This is a genomic window from [Rhizobium] kunmingense, from assembly GCF_977018605.1.
In genome coordinates, this window is record NZ_CDRNXG010000001.1 from 3,037,155 (window position 1) to 3,053,273 (window position 16,119).

Annotated in this window: 16 protein-coding genes and 1 tRNA gene; 13 read left to right on the plus strand and 4 right to left on the minus strand. The window is 60.5% G+C overall.

All coding sequences use genetic code 11. From position 1 onward, the window contains the following. The first annotated feature begins 55 nt into the window (after positions 1-55). The 11 genes from AC0JZ4_RS14700 to AC0JZ4_RS14750 all read left to right on the plus strand — a co-directional run bounded on the left by AC0JZ4_RS14700 (position 56) and on the right by AC0JZ4_RS14750 (position 10,668). A complete protein-coding gene (locus AC0JZ4_RS14700) occupies positions 56-1,300 on the plus strand; it encodes a cysteine desulfurase (RefSeq protein ID WP_471887101.1) in 1,245 nt (414 codons plus the stop codon). A 15-nt stretch (positions 1,301-1,315) separates the two neighbouring features. Further along, positions 1,316-1,690, plus strand: coding sequence for an SUF system Fe-S cluster assembly protein (locus AC0JZ4_RS14705; RefSeq protein ID WP_471887102.1), 375 nt, complete (start codon positions 1,316-1,318; stop codon positions 1,688-1,690). A gap of 442 nt (positions 1,691-2,132) precedes the next feature. After that, entirely contained in the window at positions 2,133-2,522 is a 390-nt protein-coding gene (gene sufA, locus AC0JZ4_RS14710; RefSeq protein ID WP_471887103.1) for a Fe-S cluster assembly scaffold SufA, read from the plus strand. Positions 2,523-2,598: 76 nt separating this feature from the next. Beyond that, positions 2,599-2,688 (plus strand) — tRNA-Ser (locus AC0JZ4_RS14715). Positions 2,689-3,086: 398 nt separating this feature from the next. Beyond that, positions 3,087-4,127, plus strand: a complete 1,041-nt coding sequence (locus AC0JZ4_RS14720) for a septal ring lytic transglycosylase RlpA family protein (RefSeq protein WP_471887104.1) — start codon at positions 3,087-3,089, stop codon at positions 4,125-4,127. Positions 4,128-4,304: 177 nt separating this feature from the next. After that, on the plus strand, positions 4,305-5,471 hold the full coding sequence (locus AC0JZ4_RS14725) for a D-alanyl-D-alanine carboxypeptidase family protein (RefSeq protein ID WP_471887105.1): 1,167 nt from the start codon (positions 4,305-4,307) through the stop codon (positions 5,469-5,471). A 134-nt stretch (positions 5,472-5,605) separates the two neighbouring features. Beyond that, a complete protein-coding gene (tmk, locus tag AC0JZ4_RS14730) occupies positions 5,606-6,271 on the plus strand; it encodes a dTMP kinase (RefSeq protein ID WP_471887106.1) in 666 nt (221 codons plus the stop codon). Then, entirely contained in the window at positions 6,268-7,299 is a 1,032-nt protein-coding gene (locus tag AC0JZ4_RS14735; protein ID WP_471887107.1) for a DNA polymerase III subunit delta', read from the plus strand. Before tmk ends, AC0JZ4_RS14735 begins: the two co-directional genes overlap by 4 nt. A 117-nt stretch (positions 7,300-7,416) precedes the next feature. Next, on the plus strand, positions 7,417-8,976 hold the full coding sequence (gene metG, locus AC0JZ4_RS14740; RefSeq protein WP_471887108.1) for a methionine--tRNA ligase: 1,560 nt from the start codon (positions 7,417-7,419) through the stop codon (positions 8,974-8,976). A gap of 76 nt (positions 8,977-9,052) precedes the next feature. Beyond that, positions 9,053-9,835 carry a TatD family hydrolase gene (locus tag AC0JZ4_RS14745; RefSeq protein ID WP_471887109.1) on the plus strand — a complete coding sequence of 261 codons (783 nt, stop codon included), beginning with the start codon at positions 9,053-9,055 and terminating at the stop codon, positions 9,833-9,835. 2 nt (positions 9,836-9,837) lie between these two features. Beyond that, entirely contained in the window at positions 9,838-10,668 is an 831-nt protein-coding gene (locus AC0JZ4_RS14750) for an MBL fold metallo-hydrolase (protein ID WP_471887110.1), read from the plus strand. A 55-nt stretch (positions 10,669-10,723) separates the two neighbouring features. Here the strand turns inward: AC0JZ4_RS14750 and AC0JZ4_RS14755 are convergent, their stop codons facing one another. Continuing rightward, entirely contained in the window at positions 10,724-11,446 is a 723-nt protein-coding gene (locus tag AC0JZ4_RS14755) for a haloacid dehalogenase type II (RefSeq protein ID WP_471887111.1), read from the minus strand. Positions 11,447-11,749: 303 nt separating this feature from the next. Here AC0JZ4_RS14755 and AC0JZ4_RS14760 point away from each other — a divergent pair, with 303 nt between their 5' ends. Then, positions 11,750-12,751 (plus strand): IS30 family transposase, encoded by a 1,002-nt coding sequence (locus AC0JZ4_RS14760; RefSeq protein WP_471887112.1) that lies wholly within the window; start codon positions 11,750-11,752, stop codon positions 12,749-12,751. 122 nt (positions 12,752-12,873) lie between these two features. Here AC0JZ4_RS14760 and AC0JZ4_RS14765 read toward each other — a convergent pair whose 3' ends face one another. From AC0JZ4_RS14765 to AC0JZ4_RS14775, 3 genes are all read right to left on the minus strand, one after another. Then, positions 12,874-13,353 carry a GNAT family N-acetyltransferase gene (locus AC0JZ4_RS14765; protein ID WP_471887113.1) on the minus strand — a complete coding sequence of 160 codons (480 nt, stop codon included), beginning with the start codon at positions 13,351-13,353 and terminating at the stop codon, positions 12,874-12,876. A gap of 56 nt (positions 13,354-13,409) precedes the next feature. Then, positions 13,410-13,997 (minus strand): J domain-containing protein, encoded by a 588-nt coding sequence (locus AC0JZ4_RS14770; RefSeq protein ID WP_471887114.1) that lies wholly within the window; start codon positions 13,995-13,997, stop codon positions 13,410-13,412. 202 nt (positions 13,998-14,199) lie between these two features. After that, complete coding sequence (locus AC0JZ4_RS14775) at positions 14,200-15,345, minus strand: MFS transporter (RefSeq protein WP_471887115.1); 1,146 nt, start codon at positions 15,343-15,345, stop codon at positions 14,200-14,202. Between the two features lie 206 nt (positions 15,346-15,551). Between AC0JZ4_RS14775 and AC0JZ4_RS14780 the strand changes: the two genes are divergently transcribed. Further along, a complete protein-coding gene (locus AC0JZ4_RS14780; RefSeq protein WP_471887116.1) occupies positions 15,552-15,977 on the plus strand; it encodes a DUF4864 domain-containing protein in 426 nt (141 codons plus the stop codon). The last annotated feature ends 142 nt before the right edge of the window (positions 15,978-16,119 follow it).

Consider the following 16,119-nt stretch of genomic DNA (forward strand, 5'->3'; position numbering starts at 1 on the left):
CCCAACCGGGTTCTTTGCGGGATTTCGCCCGAGGGCGTTATAGAAAGGGTCTGACATGGACCAGACGACACCGTTAGCCGCTTATGACGTCGAAGCCATCAGGCGGGATTTCCCGATCCTTTCGACCATGGTCCACGGCAACAAGCCGCTTGTCTACCTTGATAATGGTGCATCGGCCCAGAAGCCTCAGGCGGTGATCGACGCGATCTCCCACGCCTATTCCAGCGAATACGCCAACGTCCATCGCGGCCTCCACTACCTGTCGAACGCCGCAACCGACGCCTATGAGGCCGCGCGTGAAAAGGTGCGTCGCTTCCTCAATGCCGGTTCGGTGGACGAGATCGTCTTCACCAGCAATTCGACATCGGCGATCAACACGGTCGCCTACGGTTACGGAATGCCGCATATCGGCGAAGGTGACGAGATCGTCGTCACCATCATGGAACACCATTCCAACATCGTGCCGTGGCATTTCATCCGCGAGCGCCAGGGCGCCAAGATCACCTTTGTGCCGGTGGATGACGACGGTGCCTTCCATATCGAGGACTTCGAAAAGGCGCTGACGGAGAAGACCAAGCTCGTCGCCGTCACCCATATGTCGAATGCGCTCGGAACGGTCGTGCCGGTGAAGGACATCTGCCGCATCGCCCATGAGCGCGGCATCCCGGTTCTCGTCGATGGAAGCCAGAGCGCCGTCCATATGCCGATCGACGTCAGGGACATCGACTGCGACTGGTTCGTCATGACCGGCCACAAACTCTACGGCCCATCGGGCATCGGCGTCCTCTACGGCAAAATGGACCGGCTGAAGCAGATGCGTCCTTTCCAGGGCGGCGGCGAGATGATCATCGAGGTGGCCGAGGATGTCGTCACCTATAACGACCCACCGCACCGTTTCGAAGCGGGTACGCCGCCGATCGTCCAGGCAATCGGGTTGGGTTACGCGCTCGACTACATGGACAAGGTCGGCCGCGCAGCAATCGCTGCCCATGAGGCGGATCTGACGGCCTATGCGACGGAACGGCTGCAGGCGATCAATTCGCTGCGCATCATCGGCAACGCGCCGGGCAAGGGGGCGATCTTCTCCTTCGAGCTTGCCGGCATCCATGCCCATGACGTCTCTATGGTGATCGACCGCCGCGGCGTGGCTGTGCGCGCCGGCACCCATTGCGCCATGCCGCTCTTGAAACGCTTCGGCGTCACCTCCACATGCCGCGCATCCTTCGGCATGTATAATACCCGTGCCGAAGTAGACGCTTTGGCGGACGCGCTGGATTATGCGCGCAATTTCTTTGCCTGAGGACATTTGAAGGCCATGGACCAAGACATACCAAAGTGGGACGCCCGCGAAGGCATCATCGAATCCGCCATCCCGGCCGATGAGCTGGAACGCCTGTCCGACGATATCATCGCGGCGCTGAAGACCGTCTATGACCCGGAAATCCCGGCGGACATCTTCGAACTCGGCTTGATCTACAAGATCGACATCGAGGACGACCGCATGGTGAAGATCGCCATGACGCTGACGGCTCCGGGTTGCCCGGTTGCCGGCGAAATGCCGGGCTGGGTCGAAAACGCCGTGAGCGGCGTGCAAGGGGTATCCGGCGTCGAGGTCGAAATGACCTTCGATCCGCCGTGGACGCCCGAGCGCATGTCGGAAGAAGCGCAGGTCGCGGTCGGCTGGTACTGATGCCCGTGACCGGCTGACTTTGCACTCTCGGCCGGAGGCTTCGGCATGAACCATTTCCGGAAGGTTGGCTGAGCTGTCATCTCAGGCCGAAAGCCCGCCAGGATGTGTCGAAAATCATTGGCTACATCGCGGGCCGCGCCCCTCTGCCGCCCGAAAGTCACACGATGGAATGGTTCGCGTTTTCGACCTTCTCGGCGACAATCCGCTGATGGGCTCGCCCCTCAGGAGGTGGGGGCGCAGATCCGGAGGTTCCCGTCGGACCATTGCGTCGTGGTTTGCAGGCCAAGGTCTCAGGGAACCTCGTGTTGCGCGGCGGTCAAGCCGGGAGCGATTGGCGGCAGCAGCCGATCTCGGTCAAGTCCGTTGATTAGATTGGCTTGACGAACTACATAGGGAATGAAGCGCCGGGCCTTGAACCCGGTTGTGGAAGGAGAACGGGCCGATGGGCTTTGCAGTGATGACCATGACCGATGCTGCGGCAACGCGCGTCAATCAGATCGTTTCCAATTCCGGTCCGGATGCCAAGGGCATTCGCGTCGGGATCAAAAAGGGCGGTTGCGCTGGCATGGAATATACGATCGACCTCGTCACCGAAGTGAATGTAAAGGATGATCTCGTCGAACGTGGCGAGGCCAAGGTCTGGATCGAGCCTTCCGCCGTTCTCTATCTCCTCGGCACACAGATGGATTTCGAGACCACCAAGATGCGTTCCGGCTTTACCTTCGTGAACCCGAACCAGACCTCCGCTTGCGGCTGTGGTGAATCGGTCGAACTCAAGCCCGCCGATCTCGCGGCACTCGCCAAAGAGCGCGAAGCGCAGGCGCACGCCTGAATTCGGCTTCGATGATTGACTCGGTGAAGGGCTGCCGTTGACGCCGATGCGATTGGGCGATAAAGCCCAGTCAGCCGGATGGGTGGCCGAGTGGTTTAAGGCAACGGTCTTGAAAACCGTCGTGCGGGGAACCGTACCGTGGGTTCGAATCCCACCCCATCCGCCATGTTTCCTTTGTTAGTTCCGGCTGCTTTTGCAATGCGTGGTACTCACCTGAAACAGGCCTGCGGCCAATGGCGCCTGCGCAGTTGCAGGCGTTGTCGCATCGCAAGTATAAATCCCGGCTGTTTCCATTCGAAACAACATCGAAATTAACTGTCTATTTACCATAACAAGTTGAATTTTAACCATTCCACAGAATTCGTTCGCATTTCTGCCGCGAACGAAGCAAAAGTCGGACATCAACATGTCCGCACATACATTTGCGGGCGAGGGGATGTCTGCGAATGGTACGGGACACGAGAAACCGCACCAAAATCGCACAATGCGGAACGGGACGGATTTAACTTGAGTTTGAGTGGCGGCAAACTTCTCCTTTGGTCCAAGTGGCTGGGGATTTCGGTAATGTGTGCGACGATGGCATCCTGTGCCACGACGGACACCGCAGAGGCTCCAAAGAAGAAGAGCCGCAGCAAGGAATATTTCGCCGAGTCGGAATATGGCGTGAAGGCGAGCCCGCGCGTCGTTGCCGACGGCAAGAATGTGCCGAAGGGCGGCGGCCGTTTCATGGTCGGTCAGCCCTACGAAGTTAAGGGCAAGACCTACGTGCCCAGGGAAGATGCCGACTATAACAAGTCGGGCCTCGCATCCTGGTACGGTTCCGCCTTCCACGGTCGCCTGACCGCCAATGGCGAAGTCTATGACAGCTCGCATCTGTCTGCCGCGCACCCGACCTTTCCGCTGCCGAGCTATGCGCGTGTAACGAACCAGGAAAACGGCACGTCCGTCATCGTCCGTGTCAATGACCGTGGCCCGTTCCATGCAGGCCGCATCATCGACGTATCGGACAAGACGGCCGAAATGCTCGACATGAAGCGCACCGGTACCGCCAAGGTAAATGTGCAGTATGTCGGCCGCGCCCGCATGGATGGCGAGGACATGCCGTTCCTGATGGCATCCTATATCCGCAAGGGCGATCGTCTGCCGACCTTCAATCCGGGTGGCCAGATCGCAACCGGTGTCATGGTCGCATCGAACCAGCCGCTTGGTGACCAGTTGCAGAGCTACGGGTCGTCAATTCCTGTTCCGGTGACCTATTCGGGCCGCACCCCGAGCGGCAGCGCCAAGGCCAAACGTCCGGCAGCGCAGCAGTTCGAAGAACAGATCGCCCAGCAGACTGCCGCACCGGTACAGCGTGCCGTCGAACCGGCGCGCAAGGCAAAACCGGTGGCGGTTGCCGCCGTTCAGCCGAAGGCGCAAGCCGTTCAGGCAAGCCGCCAGATGGCGCAGCCGATCCAGCAGGCAAAGCCGCGGGTGCAGACCGCACAGGTCGCTCCGGCGCCGGCCACCCAGACTGCCTATGCGGCTGAACCGCAGGGCAAGATGCCGCGCGTGATGTTCGGCAACATGCTGCTCGAACCACCGAAACCGGGCCAGAAATACTGATATTCCAGTCCCCGCCAATGCCATGCGTGCTCGCGCCGCAATGGTATTGGCGGGTTCTTTTTTATCTGCATGCGGCATGGCGAAAGATCTGGCCGTTTTTCCCGGCATGGATGAGTGTCGCAGTTGCTGCCTGACGGACAGGCTGGTAGGCATGGGCGGATGGATTTCGGGGGAATAATGCGACGGTCTCTGTTACTTGGCGTCCTTCTGGCTGCGGGCCTCGTAAGCGCCTATCCACCTGCCAAGGCGCAGGAAGCGGCGCCCGCATTCACCACCAAGGCCCGGCAGGCCTATCTGGTCGAGGAAAAGACCGGAACGGTGCTGCTTTCCGTCAATGAGAACCAGGCCTTTCCGGCGGCCTCGCTGGCGAAGCTGATGACCATGGAAGTGGTTTTCAATGCCTTGAGGGCGGGCACGATCTCGCCCGGCATGCTTTACCCCGTCAGCGAATACGCCTGGCGCACAGGCGGCGCCCCCTCCGGTACGACGACGATGTTCGCCGCGCTGAAATCGCAGGTTCCTGTTGCCGATCTGATTCAGGGCGTCATGGTGCAGAACGCCAACGACGCCTGCATCATTCTGGCGGAAGGCATGTCCCGAACGGAGGCTGAATTTGCCGCTCTCATGACCGCACGGGCGAGGGATCTCGGCCTCACGCGTTCACGCTTCGGCAACGCCACGGGCCTTCCCTATGCGGAAAGCTGGACGACGGCCCATGATCTGGTTGCGCTGTCGCGGCATATCTACCGGACTTACCCAGACCGGTATCCGACCTACATCCAGCCTGAATTCCAGTGGAACAAGATCCTGCAGCGTAACAAGAACCCGTTGATCGGCCTTGGGCTCGGTGTCGATGGCCTTGGCGCAGGCTTTGCCGAAGGTGCCGGCTATGCGTTTGCGGCGTCCGTGGAGCGTGACGGCACGCGGCTTTTCCTTGCTATGGGCGGTCTCGGCTCCGACAAGGAGCGCTCGGATGAGGCGAAGCGGGTTCTCGAATGGGGGCTTTCCTCGTTTCAGGACAAGGTTCTTTTCGCCGCCGGCGAGGTGATCGGTCAGGCGAGTGTCTATGGCGGCACCGATGGTCGGGTGGATCTGATCGCCGATGAGCCGATCGAGGTCTATGTCCCGCGCGCCAACCCCGAGCGCCTTTCGGGACGAATCGTTTATCAGTGGCCGCTGAGGGCGCCGGTTGCCGCAGGCACTGAGGTTGCGGTGCTGAAAATCTCGTCCGGCGACAGGGTAATCCGCGAAGTGCCGCTGAAGGCGGCTGGCGCTGTCGAGGTCGGAGGGCTGCGCGCCCAGGCCGCGGATGCGCTGATGGAACTGATGTTCTTCTGGCTCTGAGCCGCGGAAAATCCGATTTTCCGCTGTCCGATTCGATCGCGTGAAACCGGATCGCAACGCGCCGGAAAATCGGTACCGATTTGTCATGCGATGGGTTATATGGCGGTCAGACGACAACAGGTATCTAAGCGCGCGTGGCAGATCGTTCCGGCATATTCATCACGTTCGAAGGCGGCGAGGGCGTCGGCAAGTCGACGCAGATCCGGCGTCTTGCCGATCGCCTGCGGCGGCAGGGGCGCGATGTCCTCGTGACCCGTGAACCCGGTGGTTCGCCGGGAGCTGAAGCGGTGCGCCACGTGCTCCTGAGCGGTGCGGCGGAGGAATTCGGCGTGCGCATGGAAGCGATCCTGTTTGCCGCCGCACGCAACGATCATGTCGAGGACGTCATTCGCCCGGCGCTGGAAACCGGCGCCGTGGTGCTTTGCGACCGGTTTGTCGATTCCTCGCGCGTCTATCAGGGCGTTACCGGAAATCTCGAACCCGACTATATCGAGGCGTTGCAGCGCATCGCTACTAACGGCGTCATGCCGGACCTGACTTTCATGCTCGATATGCCGGCGGAAGCAGGGCTGGCGCGCGCGCGCCGGCGTGGCGGTGACAAAGCTCCCGATCGCTTCGAGAAGGAAGAGATCGACACCCATGAAAAGCGCCGACAGGCCTATCTCGACATAGCCACCGCGGAACCTCTGCGTTGCCGCGTGATCGACGCCGGCGGCAGCGAGGACGAGATCGCCGACGCCATTCTGGCAGCGGTCGAGCCGGCGCTCGACGAGGCGCGGAAGAAAGCGACGGTCGCGTGAGCGAGGCTAATGCACAGGTCCTGGACGGCGCTGTCCCACCGGCTGCCAACAACCGCCTTTTCGGCCATGCCGAAGCGCAGGCGTTTCTGGCACGCAGCTACCGCACCGGAAAATCGCATCATGCCATCCTGATCGAGGGGCCGGAAGGTATCGGCAAGGCGACGCTCGCCTTCCGTTTCGCCAATTACGTCCTGTCCAACCCCGAGCCGGGCGCCGCACCTGTCGACATGCAGGACCCGGATCTCACAACGCCGATCAGCCGCCAGATCCTCTCCGGTGCCTCGCATAACCTTCTGCATCTGTCGCGCCCGGTAGACGACAAGACCGGCAAGGTGAAGAGCGCGATCACGGTGGACGAGGTGAGGCGGGCAGGGCACTTCTTCTCCCAGACATCCGGCACCGGAAATCGTCGGATAGTCATTATCGATCCGGCCGATGATCTTAACCGCAATGCCGCCAACGCCATCCTCAAGATCCTGGAGGAGCCGCCACGCGGCGCGATGTTCCTCGTGCTCTCGCATGCGCCGGGCAAACTTCTGCCGACCATAAGATCCCGCTGCCAGACGCTGAAACTGTCACCACTGAGTGACGGCGAGCTTACGGCGGCGCTTGCCGCACTTGGTCAGTCGCTGGATGGCGGCCGGACGCAGGAACACGTGATGGCGCTCGCGAAAGGCAGCGTCTCGCGGGCGCTGAAACTGACCAATTACGGCGGCCTCGACATCATTACCGCCTTCGACGACATCATCCGCGGGCAGGGCGCGTCCGCCCGCAAGTCGATGCATCGGCTGGCCGACGTCCTGTCGGGCAAGGACAGCGAGGTGATCTTCACTTTCTTCCTCGAGCATCTGAGCGAGTATCTGGTCGACGAGGCGCGCAGCGCGGCGTTGCAGGGCGAGCTGGCCTTGGCCGACCGGCGGGCAAGGCTGGTGAGCGAGATCGGCGAGAAGATCACTGTCTCGACGGCCTATAATCTCGACAAGAAACAGACGCTGCTCTCGGTTCTGGAAGCCGTCCGCTCCGTCTGAGCAGGCCGCAAAGGCCAAGTTTGGGTTTCGCTGCCGCGCAACATGCGCTAAGAGCGGCATGAGCAGCGCCATGTTCGCGCCAAACCCATGTTCTCGACCCAAGTTCCGAGTGACCGAATGTCCGACAAGACGCCTTTCTACATCACGACTGCGATTTCCTATCCGAACGGCAAGCCGCATATCGGCCATGCCTACGAACTGATCGCGACCGATACGATGGCGCGCTTCCAGCGCCTCGACGGCCGCGACGTGTTCTTCCTGACCGGCACGGATGAACACGGCCAGAAGATGCAGCAGACGGCACGCAAGGAAGACATTTCGCCGGAAGAACTGGCCGAGCGCAATTCGAATGAATTCCGCCAGATGGGCAAGCTTCTCAACGCGTCCAACGACGATTTCATCCGTACCACCGAACCGCGCCATCACGAGGCATGCCAGGTGATGTGGACCCGCATGGCCGACGCCGGCGATATCTACAAGGACAGCTATGCCGGCTGGTACTCGGTGCGTGACGAGGCCTATTACGCCGAGGATGAAACAGAGGTTCGCCCCGACGGCATTCGCTACGGGCCGCAGGGTACACCGGTCGAATGGGTGGAGGAATCCAGCTATTTCTTCAAGCTTTCCTCCTACCAGGACAGGCTTCTCAAGCTCTATGAAGAGCAGCCCGATTTCATCGGTCCTGCCGAGCGTCGCAATGAGATCATCGCCTTTGTCAAGTCGGGCCTGCGCGACCTGTCGATCTCGCGAACGACATTCGACTGGGGCGTCAAGGTGCCCAACGATCCGGAACACGTCATGTACGTGTGGGTCGACGCTCTGACCAACTATCTGACCGCGACGGGTCTGTTGACGGACGAGAACGGTCCGCGGGCAAAATTCTGGCCGGCGAACGCGCATATCATCGGCAAGGACATCATCCGCTTCCATACCGTCTACTGGCCGGCCTTCCTGATGTCCGCCAACCTGCCGCTGCCCAAGCATGTCTATGCGCATGGCTTCGTGCTGGCCAAGAGCGGCGAGAAGATGTCGAAGTCGCTCGGCAACGTGCTCGATCCGTTCGAGCTGATCGAACATTTCGGCCTCGACCAGATCCGCTATTACCTGATGCGCGAAATCTCCTTCGGTCAGGACGGTTATTGCAGTGAAGATGCGATCGGCACTCGCATCAATGCGGACCTCGCCAACGGTATCGGCAACCTTGCCAGCCGCTCGCTGTCGATGATCTTCAAGAACTGCGACGGCAAGATCCCGCAGCCGGGCGAGCTGACGGATGCAGATCGCCAGATGCTGGCATCGGCCGATGCGCTGATCGCCATCTGCCGTGAAGAGATGGACAAGCATCTGCTGCACAAGGCGCTGACCGCCATCATCGCCGTCGTCTCCGAAACCGACCGCTATTTCGCCGTCCAGGAGCCGTGGGCGCTGAAGAAGACGGATGTCGAGCGCATGGGCACAGTGCTCTATGTGACCGCCGAGGTGGTGCGCCAGATCGCCATCCTTCTTCAGCCGTTCATGCCGGAATCCTCATCCAGACTGCTCGACCTTGTCGCCGCCGGTCCTGATGCGCGTGACTTTGCCGCCCTCGGCGAGGCCGGTCGCCTGAAGCCCGGCACGCCGCTCGAAGCGCCGACGCCGGTCTTCCCGCGCTACGTGGCGCCGACGCCGGCTGCCTGATCCTTTCGTAAAATACGGCTGGCCCGAAAACTTCCGGGCCGGCCGCATCATGCCTCAAACCGTTCATGACCTGCCCATGTTGATCGATACCCATTGCCACCTGGATTTTGCCGATTTCGACGAGGAGCGCGATCTGTTGATCGAGCGCGCCCATCAGGCCGGCGTCAAGCAGATGGTGACGATCTCGACGCGGGTCGCCAAGCTCGACACGCTTCTGGCCATCACGGAAAAATACCCGTCGGTCTTCTGCTCGGTCGGCACGCATCCAAACAATGCCGCCGAAGAGCTGGACATTCAGTCCGTGGATCTTATCCGTCTCGCCAACGCCCACGAAAAGATCGTCGCGATCGGTGAGGCGGGCCTCGACTATTTCTACGATACGCAGACGCCGGCCGACCAGAAGACAGGCTTTGTCCGCCATATCGAGGCTGCGCGCGAGACGCAGCTGCCGCTGGTCATCCATAGCCGCAGCGCCGACGAGGATATGATCGAGATCCTGACCCGTGAAAGCGGGAAGGGGGCCTTCCCTTTCATCCTGCATTGCTTCTCGGCCGGTCCCGAACTCGCGCGTGCCGGCGTCGAACTCGGCGGCTACATATCGTTTTCCGGCATCCTGACATTCCCGAAATCGCAGGATATTCGCGACATCGCCAAAACGCTGCCGCTCGACCGCCTGCTGGTGGAAACCGATGCGCCGTATCTGGCGCCGAAGCGCTGGCGTGGAAAGCGCAACGAGCCATCCTACGTCGTCAACACGGCCGAGGTTCTGGCCGAGGTGCATGATGTGAGCTACGCCGAAATGGCCCGGATCACGACGGACAACGCATTTCGCTGCTTCTCCAAGATGCCGAGGCTTTAACGGTGTCAGGATACCGGCGTCGCTTCACCATCCTCGGCTGCTCGTCTTCGCCCGGCGTGCCGCGTCTGAATGGCGACTGGGGCGACTGCGATCCGGAAAATCCGAAGAACAGGCGCACCCGCGCGGCCTTTCTCGTCGAGCAGATCGCCCCGGACGGCGCGACGACGGTTGTGGCGATCGACACCGGTCCGGATTTTCGCCAGCAGATGATCGCGGCCAAGGTGCCGCGCATTGATGCCGTTCTCTATACCCACGCGCATGCCGACCATCTTCACGGCATCGACGACCTGCGCGGTTATTTCATCCTGCAGCGCAAGCGTATTCCGATCCACGCCGACCCGTTCACCATGGACCGGATCCGCCAGGGCTTCGGCTATTGCCTGGAAACGCCGCCGGGTGGCAATTATCCGGCGATCGTCGAACCGGTTTTGATCGAGGATCTCGACCGCGACATCGTCGTCGAAGGGCCGGGTGGTGCGATCCGCTTCAAGCCGCACCTGCAAGCCCACGGCGATATCAAGTCGTTGGGATTTCGCATCGGTGACGTTGCCTACTGCACCGATGTCAGCGATTTTCCGCAGGACAGCATTGCGCGACTTTCGGGCCTCGATACGCTGATCATCGATGCGCTCCAGTACACGCGCCATCCGAGCCATCTGTCGCTCGAACAGGCACTAGGCTGGATAGAACGCCTCGGCGCCCGGCGGGCCATTCTCACCCACATGCATATTCCGTTGGACTACGCGCGCGTGATGGCCGAAACGCCGGACAATGTCGAACCGGCCTTTGACGGCCTGAGCTTCGAGGTTGAGGGAATTTCCGTCTGCCAGTAAAGGAAGGGCCGGGCGACAGCATCACCCGACCCGCTTGCTTGCCTTGCCGTTCGGCTCAGCCTTGCATGGCCTGCCTGTGGGCGTCGGCCAGATCCTTCATGCTGTTGAAACGGAAATCATATTTCGGCATGTCGCCAGGATGCATCGTGGCGCCGAATCCGTCCTTGTCGAAGCGACGGTAGATCCAGCAGGATGCAAGCCCGTGGCGATTGGCCGGCCCATGGTCGTGGAACATGCTTTCGGCCGTGTGCAAGACATCGCCCCGCGCAATCCCGAGCGTCTCCAGGTTGCGCAGCATGTAATCGAAATTACCGTCCGCCGGCTTGTAGGAGCCGATGTCCTCGGCGGTATAGATCGCGTCGAATTCGACGCCGAGCTTTGCGTTGCTGGCGGCAAAGCTCTCGTTGTCGACATTCGACAGGATGATCAGCTTGTAATGCTGTTTTAGGTAAGCGAGCGCTTCCGCCGAATCGCTGAAGGCCGGCCAGTTTTTCACCGACTGGCCATAGGCAACGCATTCGTCCCATGTCACCGGGATCGCCCATTCCTCGGCAAGCCGCTTGTAGACGATCGGCAGAAGGTGCCGATAGGACTTGCCCGGCGTCTGCAGCTGCTGGGCCGATTCGTGTCGTGCATGCGCCTCGAGAATTGCATCTCGTGCGAGCGGAGTGGACATGCGGCGGGTCAACGGCGTCAGTCCGGCAACCATGCCGGTCTCCCAGTCAATAAGCGTCCCATAGCAGTCGAATGTCAGAGCCTTGAAATCGGTGAGTTTCATTGTCGACAGATCCTTGATGCAAAATGGATTATGCTGTTTCAAATGCAGGCACGATGGGCAGCGAGAACAGCACGGCTGTTCTTCAGACCACGAAGAGCAGTGTCGCGTTGATCTCTCACAAGTTCAAGTCTGCCATGAAAATCAGAGGTTTGGGGGACGTGCCGGATATTCGAGCCGGGCTGGACGAATACGTCCTTTAGTTCCATAATCTATCTTATGCGATCTTTGTGTGTGGCCGGGTACATTCTATTTCCAAGTGCGACATGCCAGTAATTTCAATGGCTTCACTTTGGAGATTTTTGCATGGCCGGATGCTACACGCAATTGACCCTCGCCGATCGCCGCCTCCTTCACCGTCTGGTTGATCAGAAAGTCACCGTCAACGAAATGGCCCGGCGGCTGGGACGCCATCGTTCAACCATCTATCGTGAAATCCGTCGCAACACCTTCCATGACAATGAACTGCCCGAGTACACTGGCTACTTTGGTACGATCGCTGATGAACTGAGGCGCGAGCGGCGGCGGCGTCTGCGCAAGCTTCGGCGCCATCCAGATCTTCGTGCCGAAGTTATTCGTCAGTTGGAGGCCCGGTGGTCACCCGAACAGATCGCCGGGCGTCTGGTATCGGAGAGATTGAGCCTTGTCCGTGTCTGCGCCGAGACCATTTACCGGTTCATCTACAGCAAGGAAGATTATCAGCTCGGTCTCTATCACTATCTACCGGAAGCACGCCGCAAACGTCGGCCACTGCGGTCAAGAAAGCCTCGCGACGGTGCATTCCCGGCAAGCCATCGCATTTCGCAAAGGCCTGATTTCATTGGAAATAGATCACGGTTTGGGCACTGGGAGGGTGACCTTATCATCTTCGAGCGACCGTTTGGCCATGCAAATGTGACGTCCCTCGTCGAACGCAAAAGCCGCTACACTGTGCTGATCAAGAACCCGAGCCGGCATTCGCGACCAATCATGGACAAGATCGTACGGGCATTCTCCCGCCTGCCCGCCTTTGCACGTCAGAGCTTCACGTTTGATCGCGGCACAGAGTTTGCGGCATTCCGGGCTTTGGAAGATGGTATCGGTGCACGAAGCTGGTTCTGTGATCCAAGCGCGCCCTGGCAGAAAGGCGCCGTCGAAAACGCCAACAAGCGCATCCGCCGCTTTTTGCCGTCGAACACCGACCTCAGCCAGATGTCGCAAGTAACCCTGAACCAAGTCGCACGCATCCTCAACGACCAACCCAGAAAGTGCCTTGGATACCGGACACCAGCCGAAGCATTTATGGCCCATTTGCAAGAGGAGGCCTGATCCCCTACCCTCAAAAACAAGCATGATGCACTTGGGGTAGGATGTCCACCGGGCAGCTTCCATTTTTAAATGTGACGGTCGACCCAGTTAGAGATGCGAATGTCTCGCCTCTCTCCCATAACTCAGCCCTTTGCGAAGTCTTTCAGCGCATCGCCAGCCATCCGGTAGCGGAGCCATTCACTCTGCGGCTCTGCGCCGACCGCGTCATAGACCTTGATCGCCGGTTCATTCCAGTCGAGCACGCTCCATTCAAAACGGCCGCAGCCGTTTTCGATGGCAATCTGTGCCAGCCGCTTCAACAGCGCCTTGCCGGCGCCAAGGCCGCGTGCGCTGGGCGTGACATAGAGGTCTTCCAGGTACAGGCCGTTGCGGGCCTGCCATGTGGAATAGTTGAAGAACCAGATTGCCATGCCGATTGCCTGCCCGTCCTTTTCACAGATCAGCGCCTGCGTCACCGACCGGATACCGAAGATGGAATCCTCGATCGTTTCGACGGTGGCCGCAACCTCGTGCTCGGCCTTTTCATAGATCGCCAGTTCCCGGATGAAACTCAGAAGCGTGGCGGCGTCGGCGCGGGTTGCGGGACGGATGGTGATCGACATTATCGGGTTGGCTCCGCAAGCGATGTGGCAGGATCGGAAGTGCGTATGGCGGCCGATTATTCGGCAGCGTCCTGGAGGTCTTCGACAAGCTCCAGCTCGTAGCTGTAGCCTTCCAGCATGACATAGGCCTGCTCGATCGTCCGGATCTCTGCTTCGGATTTGTTGATCGCCTCGCCGATCGTCTCGCAACGCGCCTTCAGCATGCGGCCGAGAACATCGGTGCCGGGCTTGCGGCCCATGCGGTCCATGTGGTTGCGAATGCGGGCGCGATGGCGCTCCATCTCGAGAATGTGGAAGCGCGCGCTGACGATCCGGTCGGTCAGCTTGCGGCGCATCGAGGCCACGGGATCGAATGACCCCGGTTCGCGCTCGTCGAGGATCATTTCGTTGACCAGCGTCTCGAGAATGACCAGTCCCTGCAGGTCCTTGGTGTCGGCCAGCTCCGGGTCGTATCCGGTATCATCGAAGACCTTGCGGCGCACCGGATCGTTCAGCAACTCATAGGCACGCTTCAGGTCGGCAAAACCCTCGGCATCGCCGCCCGTGTCGGGATGCGCCGATTTCACGCGCTTCCTGTAGGCTGACTTGATGGCGGCGGCATCCGCATCGCGCGCAACGCCAAGGATGTCATAGGGGTCGATCAAGGAGCGTCACCTGTCTTCGGCATTCCGGTTTTATCGTGATGCGCTGGTTCTAAACGTCTACAGCGCAATTTGAGCGCCATGCACGGCGCCGGACGCTGTAGTGGTAAGGGTTATGGTCCGATGGCTCAAGACCTGATCCATTCTTATGGCCAATTGGCGGCAGGCTCACCTGGAAAGGCGCCCCTGCCCGTCTTACCCACAACTATCGTTTTCTGAACCTGAACGGCCGTTTCCCCTCCGCCACCGGCGCCATCAGGAAGCTTACGAGGATACAGGGCAGCAGCACCAGGAATGTGGCCGAAAGGCTGACATGTTCGGCGATGAAACCGAGAAGCGGCGGCACGCCGATGGTCGAAAGCATCAATGTCAGCGCCAGGGCCGCGAGATTTTCCGACGGCTGGCCCTTGCCGAGCGCGATCGTGGTGGCGACGGCCAGAGGGAAAGCCAGCGCGATGCCGCAGCCGATGAGGAAGAGCGCCGCGCCGGCTAGCCAGAAGGAGACGGCCGTGACGAGCAGCACCACGCCGATGGCGACTGCGACCGCCGACATGCGGATCAGCGCCAGTGCCCCCAACCGGTCGCGCAAGGCGTCGCCCACCATGCGGGTGGCGCCCATGCCGATGGTGAAGGCGGCGTAGAGAACACCGGCCAATGCCGGGTCGGCTCCCAGTTCCTCGCGCAGGAAGAATATGCCCCAGTCATAGATGGCACCCTCGACGATGCAGAGGCCGAAGACCATGACGCAGATCAGAAGAATGGTGCGATCGGGCAGGACATAGGCCGTTCCCCGCCTGACGGCCGGAACAGCCGGCGGATCGGCCGGTGTGAGAAGAAAGACGGCGAGACAGGCAAGAAGCGTCAGGCCGGCCGCGATGCTCTGCTGGATGGTCGGCGAGATGCCCTCGCCCGCCATGAAACCCGATGCCAGCGAGCCGACAAACAGCCCCACCGACCAGAATCCATGGCTGCGCGACAAAACCTTGACTCCGCTGCGTGCCTCGATGCCGGCGGCAATCATGTTGGCCGAGACATCGAAAATGGTCCGGAAAAAACCGAACAGAAAGAAACAGATCATGAAGCCCGGCAGCGAAAATACGGTCAGGAGCGGGCTCAAAAGCGCGCAGATCGGCAGCATGATCACGGCTGTCAGGCGCGGCGTCAGCCGGTCGGTGATGCGCCCCGCAAGCGGCAGCGCCAGGAAGGTGCCGACCGGCGCGCTGAGCAGCGCCAGCCCCAGCATCGCCTTGTCGATCTGCATCGTTTCCTGAATGGACGGTAGACGCGTGAACAGCGAGACGAACAGGATGGAATTGCTGAAATAGAGCAGTGCTGGCGGTAGAAGCGTCATCAAGTATTCCGATCGAATCAGTCCGGGCATTCGTCGCACCACGCCATGGCAACAACAAGCGCTTAAGACGGGACCCTGCCCTGCAGCTATAAATTTCGCTGGCAGAACAATGCGGGCGACCTCCTTTGGCGAAATAATCCGCACGCCCATCTTTTCAGCAGCGGGAAACGCGTTACCATTTCCCTATCGTCGCTGGAGAACACCTGATGGCTGTTAGATTTGCTTCTCTCGTTGCTACGCTTGCCCTGATATCCGTGCCGCCCGCCCATGCGGAGGACCCCGTCGCCGAGGCGCAGGCGGTCATCTCCCACCAGATCGCCGCACTGCGATCCTCGGATGCCGACAAGGCCTATTCCTACGCCTCGCCGGATATTCGCAGCCTCTATCCCGACAAGGACAGTTTCCTGGCCATGGTGCAGAAGAATTACCAGCCGGTCTATCATGCCGGCAACTATGCCTTCGGCCGCTCGAAACTCGTCGGTGGCGGAGAACTGGTGCTGCAGGAGGTTATGATCAGTGCCCGCGAAGGCAAGGACTGGACCGCCATCTACGAAATGCGGCTCATGGATGACGGGTCGTATAAGGTGAAAGGCGTGCGGATGATGCCGAATACGGCAAGCCAGGGGATTTGAGCGCCCGATCCGGCGTAGGCATGCAGCGTCGGCGTCATCGCGGAATGGGGCCGCGCGGCTTGCCTCCTCTCCCCACGCGAGAAGAGAAGTGTCGGAGCATCAAAGTGGTGATGAGGGCTAGAAGGTCAAGGCCTTGAGAACG

Coding starts and splice junctions, on each gene's coding strand:
- metG (WP_471887108.1), top strand. CDS start 7,417: ATGTCCGACAAGACGCCTTTCTACATCACGACTGCGATTTCCTATCCG.
- AC0JZ4_RS14780 (WP_471887116.1), top strand. CDS start 15,552: ATGGCTGTTAGATTTGCTTCTCTCGTTGCTACGCTTGCCCTGATATCC.
- AC0JZ4_RS14765 (WP_471887113.1), bottom strand. CDS start 13,353: ATGTCGATCACCATCCGTCCCGCAACCCGCGCCGACGCCGCCACGCTT.
- sufA (WP_471887103.1), top strand. CDS start 2,133: ATGGGCTTTGCAGTGATGACCATGACCGATGCTGCGGCAACGCGCGTC.
- AC0JZ4_RS14755 (WP_471887111.1), bottom strand. CDS start 11,446: ATGAAACTCACCGATTTCAAGGCTCTGACATTCGACTGCTATGGGACG.
- AC0JZ4_RS14705 (WP_471887102.1), top strand. CDS start 1,316: ATGGACCAAGACATACCAAAGTGGGACGCCCGCGAAGGCATCATCGAA.
- AC0JZ4_RS14725 (WP_471887105.1), top strand. CDS start 4,305: ATGCGACGGTCTCTGTTACTTGGCGTCCTTCTGGCTGCGGGCCTCGTA.
- AC0JZ4_RS14720 (WP_471887104.1), top strand. CDS start 3,087: ATGTGTGCGACGATGGCATCCTGTGCCACGACGGACACCGCAGAGGCT.
- AC0JZ4_RS14775 (WP_471887115.1), bottom strand. CDS start 15,345: ATGACGCTTCTACCGCCAGCACTGCTCTATTTCAGCAATTCCATCCTG.
- AC0JZ4_RS14745 (WP_471887109.1), top strand. CDS start 9,053: ATGTTGATCGATACCCATTGCCACCTGGATTTTGCCGATTTCGACGAG.
- AC0JZ4_RS14700 (WP_471887101.1), top strand. CDS start 56: ATGGACCAGACGACACCGTTAGCCGCTTATGACGTCGAAGCCATCAGG.
- AC0JZ4_RS14760 (WP_471887112.1), top strand. CDS start 11,750: ATGGCCGGATGCTACACGCAATTGACCCTCGCCGATCGCCGCCTCCTT.